The sequence below is a fragment of the Nonomuraea sp. B5E05 genome, assembly GCF_039880665.1.
Classification (GTDB): domain Bacteria; phylum Actinomycetota; class Actinomycetes; order Streptosporangiales; family Streptosporangiaceae; genus Nonomuraea.
Genome location: NZ_JBDPMJ010000007.1, coordinates 307,612 through 320,344 on the forward strand (window position 1 = coordinate 307,612; position 12,733 = coordinate 320,344).

Below are 12,733 nucleotides of genomic sequence, written 5' to 3' on the forward strand. Positions count from 1 at the left end.
CGAGAGGTTTGTTACAGGATCCGGCGCAGCCAATTGCCGAGCAGCCGGTGCCCGTGCTCCGACAACACGGACTCGGGGTGGAACTGGATGCCTTCGACGGGCGCCAGACGGTGGCGCAGGCCCATGATGACGCCGTCGCCGGTGCGGGCGCTCACGTCGAGCACGTCGGGCACCGTGCCGGGCAGCACGGCGAGCGAGTGGTAGCGGGTCATCCGCACGGGGGAGGGCAGCGTCTCGAACACGCCCTTGCCGTCGTGGACGACGGCGCTGGTCTGCCCGTGGAAGAGCTCGGGCGCGCGGGCCACGGTGGCGCCGCAGGCGATGGCGATGGCCTGGTGGCCGAGGCAGACGCCGAGCAGCGGCAGGTTTCGCGCGACCGCGTGATGGACCAGAGGGACGCTCACGCCGGCCGCCTCGGGCGTGCCGGGGCCAGGGCTGACGAGGACGCCGTCGAAGCCGTCGGCGTCGCTCACGGCCACCTCGTCGCGCGGCCGCACGTCGCAGTCGGCGCCCAGCTCGCGCAGGTATTGCACGATGGTGTGGACGAAGCTGTCGTGGTTGTCCACCACCAGCACACGGGTCATCTTCTGACGGTCACCTCGTCCAGCCTCACCACGGGCTCGAAGAGCGGGAACACCACGAACCAGAGTACGGCCACCGCCGCCGCGACCAGCACCAGGGCCGTCAGCACCCTGGTGCGCGGGCTGCCGGGCAGCTTGCGCCAGAGCCAGGCGTACATGTCACTCCTCTCTCGGTTCGGTCTCCTTGAGCACGCCGTACACGATGAGGCGCTCGGCGGCGGAGTATTCGGGGTGGCAGGTGGTCAGGGTGATGAAGGCGCGCACGGGGCGGATGCCGGGCTTGCCGGGCACGGGAGCGAGCACGTCGACCTCGTCGGGCCGCACGATGTCCTGGGAGGTGACGCGGTAGGTGTAGCGGGCCTCGCGGGCCTCCACGACGATCTCGTCGTCGCGTTCGAGCTCGTCGATCTCGTTGAACGGGGCCGCGTACGTGGTGCGGTGTCCCGACACCACGAAGTTGCCGATCTGGCCGGGCATGGCGCTGTCGGGGTAGTGTCCCGGGCCGCGTTTCAGGTGGGTGGCGCCGACGCCTTCGACGATGGCGTACTCGTAGTCGCGGCCCAGCCTGGGGATGCGCAGCACGGCGAGGGCCTGGCCCGGCGTGACCGTGCGCAGGCGCTCCTGTGCCGCCCGGTCGGCGGCCAGCTCGCGCTGGAGCAGCAGCTGCTGCCTCTGGGTGTAGGCGCCGGTGCCCCAGAGCAGGTAGGCGCAGAACAACATGAGGATGAGGCCCGCGGTGATGCTCGTCTCCCCCACGGCCCGGAGCATGGCCCGCATGCGATCAGGGTATTCCTGGACGATGCGGGCTCCAGGGATCGCCATGTCATGCGCGTGGCGACTATCCTTGGCACGCTCGCACTACTGTGCTTGAACTACGCTTACCGAAAGGCCTGTGGACGATCCGGAAGCCCAGGCCCTCAGCAGGAGTTACCCAGTGCCCAAGTCGAAGGCTCGCAAGAAGGCGGTTTACACCCCGCCGCAGAGGTCCCAGCAGGTCAAGGTCAGCCCCCGCTGGCTGGCGCCCACCATGGTCACGGCGTGGATCATCGGCATCCTGTGGATCGCCGTCTATTACGTCGCGCCGCAGACGCCCTTCATCGGCGACCTCCAGAACTGGAATCTGCTGATCGGGTTTGTTTTCATCATCTTCGGTGTGGTGCTTTCCACCCGCTGGCGTTAGTTCTTTCCACAGTCTTTTCCACAGCCTGGGGAAGCTCAGCTCATGGCCAGGATGGCCGACACCCTGACCAGAACGAGCACGGCCAGCAGGATCAGCGCTCCGCCGATCGCCAGCACCTGCCACAGGGTCCTGTTGTTCTTGGGGGCGTAGGCCAGCGCCCCCGCCAGCAGCGAGCCCGTGATCAGTCCGCCGATGTGTCCTGTCCAGCTGATGTTGGGGAAGACGAAGGTGATGACCAGGTTGATCACGATGAGCACGGCGATGCCGCGCACGTCCATGTTGAGCTTGCGGCCCACCACGAACACCGCCCCGAACAGGCCGAAGATGGCTCCGGACGCGCCGACCGTGGGCTGGGTGATCGGGTCGACCCAGAGGCCGAGCACCGAGCCGCCGAGCGCGCTGACCAGGTAGAGGGCGACGAAGCGTGCATGGCCGAAGGCGCGCTCCAGATAGGGGCCGATGACATAGAGCGCCCAGCAGTTGAACAGGATGTGGAACAAGCCGCTGTGCACGAACGCTGCCGTGAGCAGGCGGTGATACTGGTCTCCCAGGGCCACGCCGGCGGGCCACATGGCCAGCTGACCGGTGACCCCCTCGGTGAGATATTGGGCGCCGAAGACCAGGACGTTGATGACGAGGATCGTGTACGTCACGATCGGCGTGCGCACGATGCCGCCGCCGAAGGTGGACTTGGCCTGGCGGATGCCCTTGTTGCCCTCGGCCACGCACTCGGGGCACTGGAAGCCGACCGCAGCGTCACGCATGCAGTCGGGGCAGATGGGACGCTCGCACCTCTGGCAGCGTACCCAGGTCTCCTTGTCGGGGTGCCGGTAGCAGGTGGGCACCGCCTCAGCGGGCTGCTCGGGCTGCGGGGGCGGGCTCGGCGGCTGGCTGGTCATGACCGAAGCCTATGGCTTGTGCGGGGATGCCGCGTGACCGCCGCCTGAGGCTTGTGCGGGCATGCCGTGCGGCCTCGGGTCTGAGGCTTGTGCGGGCATGCCGTGCGGCCTCGGGTCTGAGGCTGACGCGGGGATGCGGCCGCGGGCCTGAGGTGTGCGGGCCTGCAGCCGGCGGCGGGACCCCTCCGAGGCCGCCGCGGATCGGGCGACCTCGGAGCGCCGGAGCGTGATGCTTGGTCAGGCGGGGACGCGGTCGATGGTGACCGACTCCAGGACGACGTCCTCCACGGGGCGGTCGTTGGCGCCGGTACGGGTCTTCGAGATGGCGTCGACGACGTCGTGGCCCTCGACGACCTCGCCGAAGATCGTGTGCTTGCCGTTGAGGTGCCGCAACGGCGCGTGGACCGTCACGAAGAACTGCGAGCCGTTGGTGCCCTTGCCGAAGCGGATGCCCGCGTTGGCCATGGCCAGCAGGTAGGGGCGGTCGAAGAGGAGCTCGGGGTGGATCTCGTCGTCGAACTCGTAGCCGGGGCCGCCGACGCCCTGGCCCAGCGGGTCACCGCCCTGGATCATGAAGCCGGAGATCACCCGGTGGAAGATCGTGCCGTCGTAGTAGGGGCCGACGCCCTTCTCGCCGGTGCCCGGGTGGGTCCACTCGCGCGTGCCCTCGGCGAGCTCGACGAAGTTTCGCACCGTTTTCGGGGCCTTGTTGGGGAAGAGCTCTATTTTGATGGTGCCGCGATTGGTCTGCAGGTTAGCGATCAGCTTCTCAGCCACGAGACAGCTGCCCCCCTCTATGTACAGGGTTGATTCGTCATGTTCTGAGGACTATGGCCGTACGGCCTGTCCGGGCCATCCTCCCACGGACGGCCATGATTGAGCCGCCTTGTCCAGGGAAGGTCAGGCTCGGGCACCCAACGACAGGGGAGGTTGTCGTGTCCCTGACAATGAAAAAACGCCGCGTGGTAGTGGAGATTCCCGCCACATGGATGGGCCGTATGAGGGCCCAGGCCGTCCGTACGGGCCACCGTATGGCGCCGATGGCGGACCAGGCCAAAGTGGTCACCGCCCGGCGCATCGAGGACGCCCGCTACTGGGCGGCGCCGCGGCTGGAGTCCGCGGCACACGGGTTCGAAGAGCAACTCGCCCCCAAGGTCAGCCACATGCTGACCACGGCGGCCAGGAAGATCGACCCCAAGCCCCAGCGGTCGCGGCGATGGCCGATGCTCATGCTGCTGACCGGCCTCACGGTGGGGTCGATCGGCTACATGTTCTACCGCCGGAACGCCCAGCAGTGGACCGAGCACATGAAGGACTCCGCTTCCGATGCCTCACGCTGGGTCAACGAGAATGCGAGCACGACCGCGGAGTCGGCGGACCGGATGGCCGCGAAGGCGTCCACCAAGGCGGATGAGGCGTCTCGCAAGATGTCCTGAGTTCGCTGGGAAGCGCGCCCCCTGTCGACCGGGGGCGCGCTTCCGTTGTGCAGGGGGCGCATCGACGTTCGCGGCGCGGGTCCGCAACCGTCGTCAGCGGTGTGACCCGGTTAGTCGACCTTCTCGCACTTGATCTCGATGGCCTTGGCCACGCCCTTGGGTGCGTCGGCGTGGTCTCTGATCAGCACTCCCTCGGCCGGCAGGGCGGGCGCCGCCACCGCGTGACCGTCCTCGACCCGCTTGGCCCGTTCCGCCTCGCCCTCGGGGAGCGGCAGCGGCTTCACCTTCGCGGCGGGGTCGCCGTCCCGGAGGACCACCGTCTTGCTGGGCTCGGCCTTCCTGAGCTCGCCGTCGGGGCGGGTCGCCTTGAATCCCTTCATGGGCCGGGCCTTGAGCATCTCGATGGTCTTGCCGTCGCTCGTCGTGCAGATCACCTTCGTGCCGGCGGCGGGGCGGGCGGGCTCGTCGGCCAGGGCCGAGCCGGCCAGCCCGGTCACGGCCAGGGTGGCGACCGCGGCGAGGACCGCGAGACGTCGCTTGAACATTGTTCTCCTTACTCGATGTCGATCGAACACCTCCGAGCGTGCTCGCGCGTACCTGAAGCGACCCTGAAGAGACCCGAAACGATCTTCAGGTTGGCTTTAGGTGCGCTGCGGCACTCTTGTGCGTGTGCGAGTGCTACTGGTGGAGGACGAGGAGCGGCTGGCCGACCTGGTGAAGGGCGGCCTGGCCGGTGAGGGCTTCGCGGTGGACGTGGCGCACGACGGGCGCGACGGGCTCTGGATGGCCACCGAGAACATGTACGACGTGATCGTGCTCGACGTGATGTTGCCCAGGATGAACGGCTACGCCGTCTGCTCCAAGCTGCGCGAGGCGGGCGACTGGACGCCGATCATGATGCTCACCGCCAAGGACGGCATCTACGACGAGGCCGAGGCGCTCGACAACGGCGCCGACGACTACCTGGCCAAGCCGTTCTCCTACGTGGTGCTGCTGGCCAGGCTGCGCGCGCTGGTACGGCGGGGCGGGCGGGAGCGGCCCGTGTCGATCAGCGTGGGCGACCTGGTGATCGACCCGGCCGGGCTGCGCTGCCACCGGGGCGCGGCGGGGATCGCGCTGACGCCGAAGGAGTTCGCGGTGCTGCACGCGCTGGCGCGGCGGGCCGGCGAGGTGGTGTCCAAGAGCGAGCTGCTGGCCCAGGCGTGGGACTTCTCCTACGACGGCGACCCGAACATTGTCGAGGTCTACATCAGCGCCCTGCGACGCAAGATCGACATGCCGTTCGGCCGGACGACGCTCGTGACGGTACGCGGGGCCGGCTACCGGCTGGAGGCGGCATGAAACGGCTGAAGCTTCCGTTCCCGGGGCTGCCGTCTTCGCGGCCGTCCTCTTCGAAGTCCTCGGAGCGCTCGGCCTCGGGGCTGTCGTCCGTGCGGCTGCGGGCGACCGCCGCGGCGACGCTCGTGGTGGCGCTCGCGCTCGGCGTCGTCGCCCTGGGGCTGGTGGCGGTGCTGCGGGGCAGCCTGGAACGCAGCGCCGACGCCGCGGCGGTCAGGAAGGCCGTGGAGGCGGTGCCGTACGCGCAGACCTTGTCGGTCGTACCCGCGCAGAGGGTCACACCGCCGGCCACCGGGTCCCTCACCCGGTTCCGCCCCGTGCAGAAGGCCACCGAGCCGCCCGCAGACCCGCCCGCCGGGCCGCCCCGCCCCGTGGGCAAGGCGGAGCCGAGCGGCGAACGACCGGCGGGCGCGGAGAGCACAAGAGAGCTGATCTACGGGAGCGACGGCGCGGCGGTCAGGATCGCCGACCCCGACGTCATGCTGACCAAGGCGAAACCCGCGCCCGCCGCGACCGTCGAATGGGCCGAGCCCGGCGAGTACGCCATCGCCGGCGTCGAGGTGAGCACGGAGGCCGGCCCCGCGATGGTGTGGTCAAGGGTTTCCCTGGCGAGCGCCGAGGACGCCCTGAACACGCTGTACGGCGCCCTGCTGCCCGGCGTGCCCGCCGTGCTGGCGGTGGTGGCCGCGATGACCTGGTTCTCGGTGGGCCGCGCGCTGGCGCCCGTGGCCGCGATCAGGGCGAAGGTGTCCGACATCACGGCCAGGGACCTGCACCAGCGGGTGCCCGTACCCGATTCCAAGGACGAGATCGCCGCGCTGGCCACCACCGTCAACGCGACGCTCGACCGGCTGGAGACGGCGGTCGGCACCCACAAGAGGTTCGTCGCCGACGCGGCCCACGAGTTGCGCAGCCCGATCGCCACCCTGCGCGCCCGGCTGGAGCTGGCCGAGCGGAGCGAGCTCACCCAGGAGGCGCTGGCCGACGTCGAACGCCTGCAGTCCCTGGCCGCCGACCTGCTCATGCTGGCCAAGCTGGACGCGGGTGAGCCGCCGCGCACGACGGAGCTGGACCTGGGGCAGGTGGCGGCCGAGGAGTCGCTGCGGGTCAGGCGGCGGCCCGACGTGCGGGTGGAGCTCGACGTCGAGCCCGACGTGGTGATGAAGGGCTCGCGGGCGCATCTCGACCGCCTGGTGACCAACCTGGTGGACAACGCGGTCCGGCACGCCGCCTCCACCGTGCGGGTGGGGGTGCGCGCCGAAGGTGATCAGGCGGTGCTCGAAGTGGCCGACGACGGGCCCGGGATCCCGCCGGAGCACCGGGAGGCGGTCTTCGACCGGTTCACCCGGCTGGACGAGGCCCGCGCCCGTGACGCGGGCGGGGCCGGGCTCGGGCTGCCGATCGCCCGCGACATCGCCGCCCTGCACGACGGGACCCTTGTGTACGAAGAGTCCGGATTTATCGCGAGATTTCCGCTGAGCCCGGCCGAGGCCGCCGGCGGAGGTCAGGGGAGAGAGCGGATGTAGCTGGTGCAGCGACGCGTGACGGCAAAGCCCGACCCGGTGTAGACGCGGACCGCTCCCGTGGGGTTGTGGGCGTCGACGCCGAGCCCGGTGCTGGTGTAGCCCTGGGCGGCGAAGGCGGACAGGGCGTGGGCGATCAGCGCGCTCGCCACGCCCTTGCCGCGCCACTCCTTCAGCGTGCCGACGATCTGGATCCAGGCCTGGCGCTCACCGGTCAGGGCGAACTTGTGGTCGAAGAAGTGGGTGACCAGCACGCCCACCGGCTGGTCGCCGGCCAGGGCGACGAACGTGGCCTCGGGAACGAAGTTGCGGGAGCCGGTCAGGCTGTGGCGCCAGCTCTCGGGCGTGTGCGGCACGCTGCCCCAGTGGTCGCGGAACGACTCGTTGCGCACGTGGCGGGCGTCGTCGTCGAGCTCAGGCGACCAGGCGGCGATCGACACACCCTCGGGCGGGCGCGCGGAGGGCAGGTCGCCGGTCAGGGACCGCTCCATGCGGGCGAAGAAGCGCTCGGCGGTGAACCCGGTGTTCTCCGCGAGCACCCGCGTGCCGGGCATGCCGTCGAAGACGTCGAGCGTGACCTGCACGGGCAGACCGGGATGAGCCTCCGCGCTCACCTTGGGCGCCGCCCGCAGGCTCCAGTCGATGACCCGCCGGCCCAGCCCGCGCCTGCGGTAGGCCGGGTGCACGCCGCCCCACAGGTGCATCAGGTGCACGTCGCCGGCGGACTGCCGGGCCGGGAGGCAGCCGAAGGCGACGATCCGGTCGCCGTCCCTGGCCGCCAGCGTGCCCTCGGTCATGTCGAGCAGGCGGGAGGAGAGCCGCTCCGCCACGTCGTCGGCGCTGTAGACGGCGCCGGTCATGTCCTCGGCCTCGATGGCGGCCCATAGCTCGGCCAAGGGCCGGGCGTCCTCCCGTGTCAGCGGTCCCCATTCCATACCGGGGAGCCTAGGTGAGCCGGGTCGGGCACCCCAACTTCTCTCCGATGCGGGCCAGGCCCGCGGGCGGTGACCAGCTTCTTCACGGCCGCTGCACCCGGGTGTTCTGGAACGAGGCGAAACGCCAGCCCTCAGGCGTGCGCAGGGCGGTGAGGGTGATGATGGAGGCGCGGCTCGGGTCGGCCTGGCCGTCCACGGTGGAGCCGCCGCCCGAGATCACCAGGGCGACGTCGTCGGACAGCGCTTTGACCAGCGGCGCCTCGTCGGCGGGTGCGAGCTTGATCGGGGTCTCGAACAGCTGCCTGTGCGTGTCCTCGATAGCCTGCCTGCCGCGCAGGTGCAGGCCGAAGAAGGTGATGTACTCGGCGTCCTGCGTGAACAACTCGGCGTACGCCCTGGCGTCCCCGGCGTTCCAGGTCTCCGTCATGCGGGCGAGCAGGTGGGTGACTTCTGCGGACATGGCACTGCTCCTTCTGTCGCGGCGCCTATCCTGTGAATGCGAGTTCGGGCAGGGCAGGCGCCTTGTTCGGGTTTACGGCCGCCGGGGTGTTGGCGCACTCCGGCGGCCTTTCACATCTCGATCGTGGGGGCCCAGTCGAGCTCCCCCTTGTCGAGGCGGTCGAGCAGCCCGGTGATCCAGCCGAGCTCGGCGGTGTAGAGCGCCTGCTCGTACTCGATCTCGAGCATGAGGACGCGCGGCAGGCCGCCGGCGTCGAGCGCGCGCATGTGGGCGTCCAGCCCGGCCAGGACGCCCTCGATCGCGGCCCCGCGGGTGCGCAGCGCGCGCTGTGCGTCCGCCAGCGGGAGGCAGCCCATGAGGGAGACCGCCGCGACGAACGTGAGCCGGTTGGGGTCGGGCGTCTCCAGCAGCCGGCGCAGCCGGGTGGCCAGCTCCTCACGGCCCTCGTCGGTGATCTCGTAGACGGTGCGCTCCGGCCTGCGGCCCTCGCGGCCGGTGCCCGCGGGCACGATCAGCTCGTCCTTCGCCAGGCGCTCGACGGCGTGGTAGAGGCTGCGTGGCAGGCCGGTGATGAAGTCCTTGTGCGTGTCGATGATGAACCGGTGCAGCTCGTACGGATGAGCGGCGCGCACCGTGAGCATGGCCAGCACGGTGAGGCCGACCAGGTCGTGCCGTCGCGCCATGCCGCCTCCTTCCATATTGCAAAATGCAATATAGCGCGACGATGCCGCCCGTGTCGACCGCCGGCCCCTCAGGCCGCGTCGAGCTGTATGAAGGCGCGGTCGATCGCCTGCCTCGACACGTCCTCCGGATAGGGGAAGAGCCTGATCAGGTCGCGCAGGCCCTCGACGTGGGCCCGCTCGGCCAGCTCGGCCACCAGGGCCAGCTCCTCGCGCTGAGCCAGCGCGTACGCCCGGTCCACCACCGCGCCGTGCCCCGGCACGACCACCGGCTCGGGCATCTCCTCCAGCATCTTCCCCACGGTCAGCGGCCAGTCGAGCGGGTAGGAGTCGCTGAACGCCGGAGGCGCGCCCTCCTCCACCAGGTCACCGGCGAACATCACCCCCGCGTCGGGAACCTGCACGACGACGTCGTTACTGCTGTGCCCGAGCCCGAAATGCCGCAGGTGCACCATACGGCCGCCGATGTCGAGACCGGCCGCGGCGCTGAACGTCTGGTCCGGGGGCACGATGGTGAGCTCCTCCAGGTCGTCGCGCAGCTCCGGCGAGCCGCCTATGACAGCGGCGCGCTGCTGCTCGCCGTACAGCTCCAGCTCCTCCGCGCACCTGACGTGGCCCCAGATCTCGGCGGGGCGGAAGAGGGCGTTGCCGAAGCAGTGGTCGAAGTGGGAGTGGCTGTTGACCACCGTCCACGGCGCGGAGGTGATCGTCCTGATCGCCGCGATCAGGTCCGTCGCCTCCCGGTACGACGTACGCGTGTCGAGCACCAGGCAGTGCCCGTCACCCACGACCAGACCCACGTTCATGTCGAACGACCGGTGGCGCCGGACGTAGACCCGGTCACCGACCTCCTGCCACTGCTCACTCATGCCCACGAACCCTACTTTTAGCATTGGACTCATGGCATATGACTTCCAAGTCGTCATCGACACGGGCGACCCCCATCCACTCGCCGACTGGTGGGCCGACGCGCTCGGCTGGCAGGTGGAACCCTCGAACGAGGCGTTCATCCGCGCCATGATCGAGAAGGGGCACGCCACCGACGACGACACCACCACGCACAACGGCGCGCTGGTGTGGAAGGCGGGCGCGGCCATCAGGCACCCCGACGGGCTCGAACGCGCGCCTCGCGTGCTGTTCCAGCTCGTGGCGGAGCCCAAGACGGCCAAGAACCGCGTGCACCTCGACGTACGCGTGGGCGCCGACAACATCGAGCCCGTGGTCGAGCGGCTGACCGCGAAGGGGGCGAAGGTGCTGCACCGCGGCCGCCAGGGGCCCAACTGGTGGATCACCATCGCCGACCCCGAGGGCAACGAGCTCTGCATCACCTGACCCGCACGCACGCGAGCTCCGCACCGTCCGGTCGACCCCGCACGTACGCGAGTCCCGCAGCGTCCGGTCAACCCCGCAGGTACGCCAGCACCGCCAGCACCCTGCGGTGCCCGTCGGCGGCGGGCGGCAGGTCGAGCTTGGCGAAGATGTTGGCGATGTGCTTGGCCACGGCCGCGTCGGTGACGACCAGCTCCTTCGCGATGGAGGCGTTGGAGCGCCCTTCGGCGATCAGGCCGAGCACCTCCTGCTCGCGCGGGGTGAGCCTGCCCAGCGGGTCGCGCCGCCGTCGCAGCAGCTGCCGCACCACCTCGGGGTCGACGACCGTGCCGCCCGCGGCCACCCTGTCGAGCGCGTCGACGAACTCGCGTACGTCGCCGATGCGGTCCTTCAGCAGGTAGCCGACGCCCGCGCCGCCGCCGGACTCGAGCAGCTCGGCGGCGTACGTCTGCTCGACGTACTGGCTGAGCACCAGCACGGCCAGGTCGGGATGGAGGCCGCGCAGGTGCAGGGCGGCCCGCAGGCCCTCGTCGGAGAAGCCGGGCGGCATGCGCACGTCGGTCACCACGGCGTCGGGGCGGTGCTCGGCGACGGCGGACAGCAGGGCGGGCGCGTCGCCGACCGAGGCGGCCACGGTGTGGCCGAACCGTTGGAGCAGCCCGGCCAGGCCCTCCCTGAGCAGGACGGCGTCCTCGGCGATCACTATGCGCACGGAATCTCCACTCGTACCAGGGTCGGCCCTCCTGCCGGGCTGGACACGGACAGTCTCCCGCCCACGACGGCCAGCCGGTCGGCCAGGCCGCTCAGCCCCGTTCCCCTGGCCGGATCGGCGCCGCCCACGCCGTCGTCGCGCACCTCGACGACCAGCGTGCCGCGCTCCATCCGGCCGGTGACGGCGCCCCTGGTGGCCTGGGCGTGCTTGGCGAGGTTCGCCAGGGCCTCGCTGACCACGTAGTAGGCGGTGACCTCCACGGCGGTGGGCAACCGTCCCGGCAGCTGGACGTCGACGTCCACCGGCACCGGCGAGCGTCCCGCGACGTCCTGCGCGGCCGCGCCCAGCCCTCGGTCGGTGAGCACCTGCGAGTGCACGCCCCTGATCAGCTCGCGCAGCTCGGCCAGCGCCTGCTTGGCCTCGTCGTGGGCCAGCCCGATCAACCGTCCGGTGGGCGAGTCCTCCGGCAGGTCCAGCTTGGCCAGGCCGAGCGTCATCGACAGGGACACCAGCCGCTGCTGCGCGCCGTCGTGCAGGTCCCGCTCGATCCTGCGGCGCTCCATCTCGAACGCGTCCACCAGCCGCGCCCGCGACCTGAGCACCTCGTTCAGCTCGGACCCCTGCGGCGCGAGCACCGCCCGCGCCATGGCCCCTCGCGCGCCGCCCCAGGCGGTGGCCGTGTACGCGGCGACGGGCAGCAGCAGCACGCCCACCACGAGGGCCGCGACCCCGACGGACGTCGCCACGTTCGGCTGCACGGCCGGGGTGAGGATGAGCAGCACGGGACCCACGACGGTGAAGAGCACAATGATCAGGTCGATCCACCACATCGCGAGCAGCGTCATGACCGCGAGCCCCAGCTCACGCCTGCGCCGGTCCGGCGTCGCGGGTACGGGCACGTCGTCGACCAGCCGCAACCGCCGCGGCTCGAACCAGGCGACGGGCAGTACGGCTCCCACGACGACCGCCGCGCCCACGGCGAAGCCCTGGGGCGACTCGATGAGCGTCACGGCGATGGCGGCGAGCAAGAAGGCCGCGCCGGGGACGGCGCTGGCCAGCAGGTACGCCACACTCCGCCACGGCCAGGCCGACCTGAGGAAGGGCAGCGGGCGACGGGTCAACGCCTCCAGCGCGGTCCTGTTCAGCACCTTACGACGGTAACCAGGACCGGAGGGCCGGGCAGTAGTCCAGGGTGTACCTTTCGCGAGGGCCCCTGGGTCAGGTCGCCTCCGTCCGCCGGCCGAAACGGCCGGCCACCGCGTCGAACGCCTCCACCGCCCGCGCCGTGTCGGCGATCTCCGCGAGCGGCAGGCCGACCTGCGGGTCGTAGCACTCGAGGCCTGACTCGCGTTCGACGGCCCGCGCCATCTCGTAGAGCACGTCGACGGTCCGCCGTGCGTCCTCGCCGTGCGTCCAGTAGGGGGCGCTCATCTCCCAGCCGCCCTCCCAGTGGTTCACGGAGATGCCGGTGCCCTCGTGGTCCATCTCCCAGTTGGGCGGATATTCGATGATCCGCACCTCGCCGAGGATCTCGCGGGCCCGCCCGACGATGCGCTCCCAGGCCGCCAGGTCGGGCGATCGCGGCTCCTCCAGCGCCTCCTCCCAGGACTGGCCGGGCGCGCGACGGGCGAAATAGAGGTCGTAGCTCATGCCGGACGAA

The 12,733-nt window shown here is 70.7% G+C and carries 18 protein-coding genes; 5 read left to right on the forward strand and 13 right to left on the reverse strand.

Annotation, left to right across the window (positions count from 1 at the left end):
- Positions 1 to 11 precede the first annotated feature (11 nt).
- The 3 genes from ABGB01_RS16220 to ABGB01_RS16230 are packed head-to-tail and all read right to left on the reverse strand — an operon-like array spanning position 12 to position 1,358.
- Positions 12 to 584, reverse strand: a complete 573-nt coding sequence (locus ABGB01_RS16220) for a gamma-glutamyl-gamma-aminobutyrate hydrolase family protein (protein WP_347774128.1) — start codon at positions 582 to 584, stop codon at positions 12 to 14.
- Positions 581 to 739 (reverse strand): hypothetical protein, encoded by a 159-nt coding sequence (locus ABGB01_RS16225; protein ID WP_347774130.1) that lies wholly within the window; start codon positions 737 to 739, stop codon positions 581 to 583. Before ABGB01_RS16225 ends, ABGB01_RS16220 begins: the two co-directional genes overlap by 4 nt.
- A 1-nt stretch (position 740) precedes the next feature.
- The gene (locus tag ABGB01_RS16230; RefSeq protein ID WP_347774131.1) at positions 741 to 1,358 is read right to left on the reverse strand and encodes a class E sortase; all 618 of its coding nucleotides are present in this window, start codon (positions 1,356 to 1,358) and stop codon (positions 741 to 743) included.
- Between the two features lie 157 nt (positions 1,359 to 1,515).
- On the opposite strand from ABGB01_RS16230, the gene ABGB01_RS16235 reads away from it, so the two are divergent.
- Positions 1,516 to 1,761: a cell division protein CrgA gene (locus tag ABGB01_RS16235; protein WP_132505902.1), complete on the forward strand. Its 246-nt coding sequence runs from the start codon at positions 1,516 to 1,518 to the stop codon at positions 1,759 to 1,761.
- A 35-nt stretch (positions 1,762 to 1,796) separates the two neighbouring features.
- Here ABGB01_RS16235 and ABGB01_RS16240 read toward each other — a convergent pair whose 3' ends face one another.
- A complete protein-coding gene (locus tag ABGB01_RS16240; protein WP_347774133.1) occupies positions 1,797 to 2,660 on the reverse strand; it encodes a rhomboid family intramembrane serine protease in 864 nt (287 codons plus the stop codon).
- Positions 2,661 to 2,897: 237 nt separating this feature from the next.
- On the reverse strand, positions 2,898 to 3,437 hold the full coding sequence (locus ABGB01_RS16245; RefSeq protein WP_347774134.1) for a peptidylprolyl isomerase: 540 nt from the start codon (positions 3,435 to 3,437) through the stop codon (positions 2,898 to 2,900).
- 221 nt (positions 3,438 to 3,658) lie between these two features.
- Here ABGB01_RS16245 and ABGB01_RS16250 point away from each other — a divergent pair, with 221 nt between their 5' ends.
- The gene (locus ABGB01_RS16250; protein ID WP_347774135.1) at positions 3,659 to 4,096 is read left to right on the forward strand and encodes a hypothetical protein; all 438 of its coding nucleotides are present in this window, start codon (positions 3,659 to 3,661) and stop codon (positions 4,094 to 4,096) included.
- A gap of 110 nt (positions 4,097 to 4,206) precedes the next feature.
- On the opposite strand, the gene ABGB01_RS16255 is transcribed toward ABGB01_RS16250, so the two are convergent.
- Entirely contained in the window at positions 4,207 to 4,641 is a 435-nt protein-coding gene (locus ABGB01_RS16255) for a hypothetical protein (RefSeq protein WP_347774136.1), read from the reverse strand.
- A gap of 124 nt (positions 4,642 to 4,765) precedes the next feature.
- Between ABGB01_RS16255 and ABGB01_RS16260 the strand changes: the two genes are divergently transcribed.
- Both ABGB01_RS16260 and ABGB01_RS16265 read left to right on the forward strand, forming a co-directional pair.
- Positions 4,766 to 5,437: a response regulator transcription factor gene (locus ABGB01_RS16260; RefSeq protein ID WP_347774137.1), complete on the forward strand. Its 672-nt coding sequence runs from the start codon at positions 4,766 to 4,768 to the stop codon at positions 5,435 to 5,437.
- Entirely contained in the window at positions 5,434 to 6,960 is a 1,527-nt protein-coding gene (locus ABGB01_RS16265) for a HAMP domain-containing sensor histidine kinase (RefSeq protein WP_347774138.1), read from the forward strand. The genes ABGB01_RS16260 and ABGB01_RS16265 overlap by 4 nt, the downstream gene beginning before the upstream one ends.
- On the opposite strand, the gene ABGB01_RS16270 is transcribed toward ABGB01_RS16265, so the two are convergent.
- From ABGB01_RS16270 to ABGB01_RS16285, 4 genes are all read right to left on the reverse strand, one after another.
- Complete coding sequence (locus ABGB01_RS16270; protein ID WP_347774139.1) at positions 6,939 to 7,892, reverse strand: GNAT family N-acetyltransferase; 954 nt, start codon at positions 7,890 to 7,892, stop codon at positions 6,939 to 6,941. The two genes, ABGB01_RS16265 and ABGB01_RS16270, sit on opposite strands and share 22 nt — an antisense overlap.
- Before the next feature lie 82 nt (positions 7,893 to 7,974).
- Positions 7,975 to 8,352, reverse strand: coding sequence for an SgcJ/EcaC family oxidoreductase (locus tag ABGB01_RS16275; protein ID WP_347774140.1), 378 nt, complete (start codon positions 8,350 to 8,352; stop codon positions 7,975 to 7,977).
- Between the two features lie 110 nt (positions 8,353 to 8,462).
- The gene (locus ABGB01_RS16280; RefSeq protein ID WP_347774141.1) at positions 8,463 to 9,035 is read right to left on the reverse strand and encodes a PadR family transcriptional regulator; all 573 of its coding nucleotides are present in this window, start codon (positions 9,033 to 9,035) and stop codon (positions 8,463 to 8,465) included.
- A gap of 68 nt (positions 9,036 to 9,103) precedes the next feature.
- Positions 9,104 to 9,901 carry an MBL fold metallo-hydrolase gene (locus ABGB01_RS16285; protein ID WP_347774142.1) on the reverse strand — a complete coding sequence of 266 codons (798 nt, stop codon included), beginning with the start codon at positions 9,899 to 9,901 and terminating at the stop codon, positions 9,104 to 9,106.
- A 31-nt stretch (positions 9,902 to 9,932) separates the two neighbouring features.
- On the opposite strand from ABGB01_RS16285, the gene ABGB01_RS16290 reads away from it, so the two are divergent.
- Complete coding sequence (locus ABGB01_RS16290; RefSeq protein ID WP_347645908.1) at positions 9,933 to 10,364, forward strand: VOC family protein; 432 nt, start codon at positions 9,933 to 9,935, stop codon at positions 10,362 to 10,364.
- A 67-nt stretch (positions 10,365 to 10,431) separates the two neighbouring features.
- Here the strand turns inward: ABGB01_RS16290 and ABGB01_RS16295 are convergent, their stop codons facing one another.
- From ABGB01_RS16295 to ABGB01_RS16305, 3 genes are all read right to left on the reverse strand, one after another.
- A complete protein-coding gene (locus ABGB01_RS16295; protein ID WP_347774143.1) occupies positions 10,432 to 11,073 on the reverse strand; it encodes a response regulator transcription factor in 642 nt (213 codons plus the stop codon).
- Complete coding sequence (locus ABGB01_RS16300) at positions 11,064 to 12,221, reverse strand: histidine kinase (RefSeq protein ID WP_347774145.1); 1,158 nt, start codon at positions 12,219 to 12,221, stop codon at positions 11,064 to 11,066. The genes ABGB01_RS16295 and ABGB01_RS16300 overlap by 10 nt, the downstream gene beginning before the upstream one ends.
- Before the next feature lie 70 nt (positions 12,222 to 12,291).
- Positions 12,292 to 12,723, reverse strand: coding sequence for a hypothetical protein (locus tag ABGB01_RS16305; RefSeq protein WP_347774146.1), 432 nt, complete (start codon positions 12,721 to 12,723; stop codon positions 12,292 to 12,294).
- Positions 12,724 to 12,733 lie beyond the last annotated feature (10 nt).

Excerpts from the sequence above, each read along its gene's own strand:
- ABGB01_RS16255 (WP_347774136.1), bottom strand. The coding sequence starts at position 4,641 with ATGTTCAAGCGACGTCTCGCGGTCCTCGCCGCGGTCGCCACCCTGGCC.
- ABGB01_RS16230 (WP_347774131.1), bottom strand. The coding sequence starts at position 1,358 with ATGCGGGCCATGCTCCGGGCCGTGGGGGAGACGAGCATCACCGCGGGC.
- ABGB01_RS16220 (WP_347774128.1), bottom strand. The coding sequence starts at position 584 with ATGACCCGTGTGCTGGTGGTGGACAACCACGACAGCTTCGTCCACACC.
- ABGB01_RS16270 (WP_347774139.1), bottom strand. The coding sequence starts at position 7,892 with ATGGAATGGGGACCGCTGACACGGGAGGACGCCCGGCCCTTGGCCGAG.
- ABGB01_RS16250 (WP_347774135.1), top strand. The coding sequence starts at position 3,659 with ATGAGGGCCCAGGCCGTCCGTACGGGCCACCGTATGGCGCCGATGGCG.
- ABGB01_RS16305 (WP_347774146.1), bottom strand. The coding sequence starts at position 12,723 with ATGAGCTACGACCTCTATTTCGCCCGTCGCGCGCCCGGCCAGTCCTGG.
- ABGB01_RS16285 (WP_347774142.1), bottom strand. The coding sequence starts at position 9,901 with ATGAGTGAGCAGTGGCAGGAGGTCGGTGACCGGGTCTACGTCCGGCGC.
- ABGB01_RS16290 (WP_347645908.1), top strand. The coding sequence starts at position 9,933 with ATGGCATATGACTTCCAAGTCGTCATCGACACGGGCGACCCCCATCCA.
- ABGB01_RS16240 (WP_347774133.1), bottom strand. The coding sequence starts at position 2,660 with ATGACCAGCCAGCCGCCGAGCCCGCCCCCGCAGCCCGAGCAGCCCGCT.
- ABGB01_RS16280 (WP_347774141.1), bottom strand. The coding sequence starts at position 9,035 with ATGGCGCGACGGCACGACCTGGTCGGCCTCACCGTGCTGGCCATGCTC.
- ABGB01_RS16275 (WP_347774140.1), bottom strand. The coding sequence starts at position 8,352 with ATGTCCGCAGAAGTCACCCACCTGCTCGCCCGCATGACGGAGACCTGG.
- ABGB01_RS16265 (WP_347774138.1), top strand. The coding sequence starts at position 5,434 with ATGAAACGGCTGAAGCTTCCGTTCCCGGGGCTGCCGTCTTCGCGGCCG.
- ABGB01_RS16225 (WP_347774130.1), bottom strand. The coding sequence starts at position 739 with ATGTACGCCTGGCTCTGGCGCAAGCTGCCCGGCAGCCCGCGCACCAGG.